At 57.0% G+C, this 1,996-nt stretch carries 3 protein-coding genes; all 3 read right to left on the reverse strand.

Annotation, left to right across the window (positions count from 1 at the left end):
- Nucleotides 1-525 (reverse strand): hypothetical protein (locus ACTZWY_RS19640; protein ID WP_444792394.1); only part of this gene is annotated, 525 nt, incomplete at its 3' end.
- Complete coding sequence (locus ACTZWY_RS19645; RefSeq protein ID WP_444792395.1) at nt 512-1,585, reverse strand: recombinase family protein; 1,074 nt, start codon at nt 1,583-1,585, stop codon at nt 512-514. The genes ACTZWY_RS19640 and ACTZWY_RS19645, both read right to left, overlap by 14 nt.
- Before the next feature lie 12 nt (nt 1,586-1,597).
- Nucleotides 1,598-1,738, reverse strand: a complete 141-nt coding sequence (locus ACTZWY_RS19650) for a hypothetical protein (RefSeq protein ID WP_444792396.1) — start codon at nt 1,736-1,738, stop codon at nt 1,598-1,600.
- Nucleotides 1,739-1,996: the final 258 nt, after the last annotated feature.

Below are 1,996 nucleotides of genomic sequence, written 5' to 3' on the forward strand. Positions count from 1 at the left end.
GCGCCATTTCCGAACAAAAGAGAGAACCTCGGGCGCAGTGGTGCCGGTCGGGTCAGAAGCCTTTTTTGCAAGGCGCCTTTTTGATCCTGTGACGTGGATTTCCCCATCCCATACCCGCACCTCGTCGAGCATCAGGCGGGCATAGGCTTGCCGAACCTGGTGATCCCCCGGGTCAAACTGTCTGCGCAGCAAGTTTGAGAGTGTCTTCAGCTTTTCCCGGGTGATGTCGGGGCGTTCCTCATTCAGGCGGCGATTTAGATCAGTGATGTCAGTGCTCAGTTCGTCGCGGCGGAACCGCAAGGCCACCATGCGTTCGCGGAATTCGGGGTCCTCCAGATCGGCCAAGCCCTTTTCGACCAGTTCCAGCAAGCGGGTGATGGCCGCCTTGGTTTCCGTCAGTTGCGTGCGCTTTAGGGTAAGGGCGGCCTTGGGTGCCGCCTCGCGATCACGGGCTGATGCGATGTAATCTTTCAGCATATCCTCCAGACGATCAGGCGGCAGGATATTCGCCTCAATATGCGCCATCACGATATTGTCGCGGGCTCTGCATCGGCATACGCAGCCCGCGACAGCTCGAAGGACCTTGTTTCAGCTTTTTGGAACAGCAGTAATAACGGTAAGCACCGCCTTTTCCGGTGTTCTGGATCAGGGCCAGCCCGCAATATCCGCATTTCGCCAGCCCTGCGAGGAAGGTCGGGCCATTGACAACCCGTGGTGGCATGGCCTTTGGGTTACGGCTCTGCAACTGCGCCTGCGCCGTGTTGAAAGCCTTCTCGTCAATGATCTTCGGCACGCTGACCGCGATCCATTCGGATGGCGGGCGCTGGGTCTTTTTGCGGGTATCGGTTTTGTTGAAATAATGGGTGCCGGAGTAGGTGGTCGACGTCAGGATGTCGTAGATTCCGCCTGTCGAAAACGCCTTGCCACGCCGCGTGATGCCACGAGTATTGAAATAGCTGGCAATGGCCTTCACGCCCAAAGGCGTGCCTTCCGTGCCTGTGGCAAGATCAAAAATCTTGCGCACAATCGCCGCCTCTTCATCATGAATAACCAGCCGCTTCTTTTCACGTGCGCCGCGTTTTTCGATGAATTGCGTCATATAGCCATAGGGCGGTTTGGACCCGTTCCAGAACCCTTGGCGGGCGTTCTCAAGCATTGATCGGTGAACGTGCTTTGCATTCTCGCGGCTTTGATAATCATCCATCAAATGCACGACTTTGCGAATGAACGCTCCCATCTCGCCGTCGCCCACTTCCTGCGTGATGGAAACCAGCCTGACATCCACTTTTTCAAGGGCGTTTGTATAAATCCCAGCATGAACGGAATCGCGGCTAAAACGGCTGAGTGAGTGGACGACTACTGCATCAAATGGTCGGTTGGTGCGGGTCGCCTGATGGATCATGGCTTGAAATTCCGGGCGATCATCATCGCGGGCGGGTGCGCCCGGCTCTACGAATGTCGCCACCACCGGCCAGCCGTTGCGTTTGCAATATGCTTCGCACTGCGCAATCTGATCGGGCACAGAGATTTCACCCTCGGCCTGCCGTGAGGTGGACACACGCACATAAATCGCGGCGCGGGTCATGGGCGTGATCCATCAATAGAGAATGTCATCGATTTCCCGCCCCAGATAGGTCCGCAGCAGCAGGACTTCGCCTTCCACAATGGGCAGGGTCTGTCGTCTTCGCGGGGCCGCCCATGTGCCGTCTTCGCGGCGTGTTATAACGGCATCGATCATGGGGCCCTGCAAGGCAGCAAGTGTCAAGGCCTCTCGGCGTGCAGCCAGCCTGCGCTGCACCCACCTTTCGTTTTGCTTGTAGCCGGGCGCGGATACTGCCCGACGATGACTTTGCCTTGTGCGCTCATAAGCGGCCCTTTGCCTGCCAACCAGAAATGGTCGCAGGGTGTTCATTGAATTGCGATGGGCGAGGGGACTTACCTCGGCCCGATGAATGCATTTATACATTCTGCACTCTCCAATTTCAGCCTTAATCTA

This window comes from Roseinatronobacter sp. NSM, from assembly GCF_052379845.1.
Lineage (GTDB): Bacteria > Pseudomonadota > Alphaproteobacteria > Rhodobacterales > Rhodobacteraceae > Roseinatronobacter.

What these genes read in the sequence shown, in the direction of transcription:
- ACTZWY_RS19645 (WP_444792395.1), bottom strand. Translation starts at nt 1,585, where the DNA reads ATGACCCGCGCCGCGATTTATGTGCGTGTGTCCACCTCACGGCAGGCC.
- ACTZWY_RS19650 (WP_444792396.1), bottom strand. Translation starts at nt 1,738, where the DNA reads ATGATCGATGCCGTTATAACACGCCGCGAAGACGGCACATGGGCGGCC.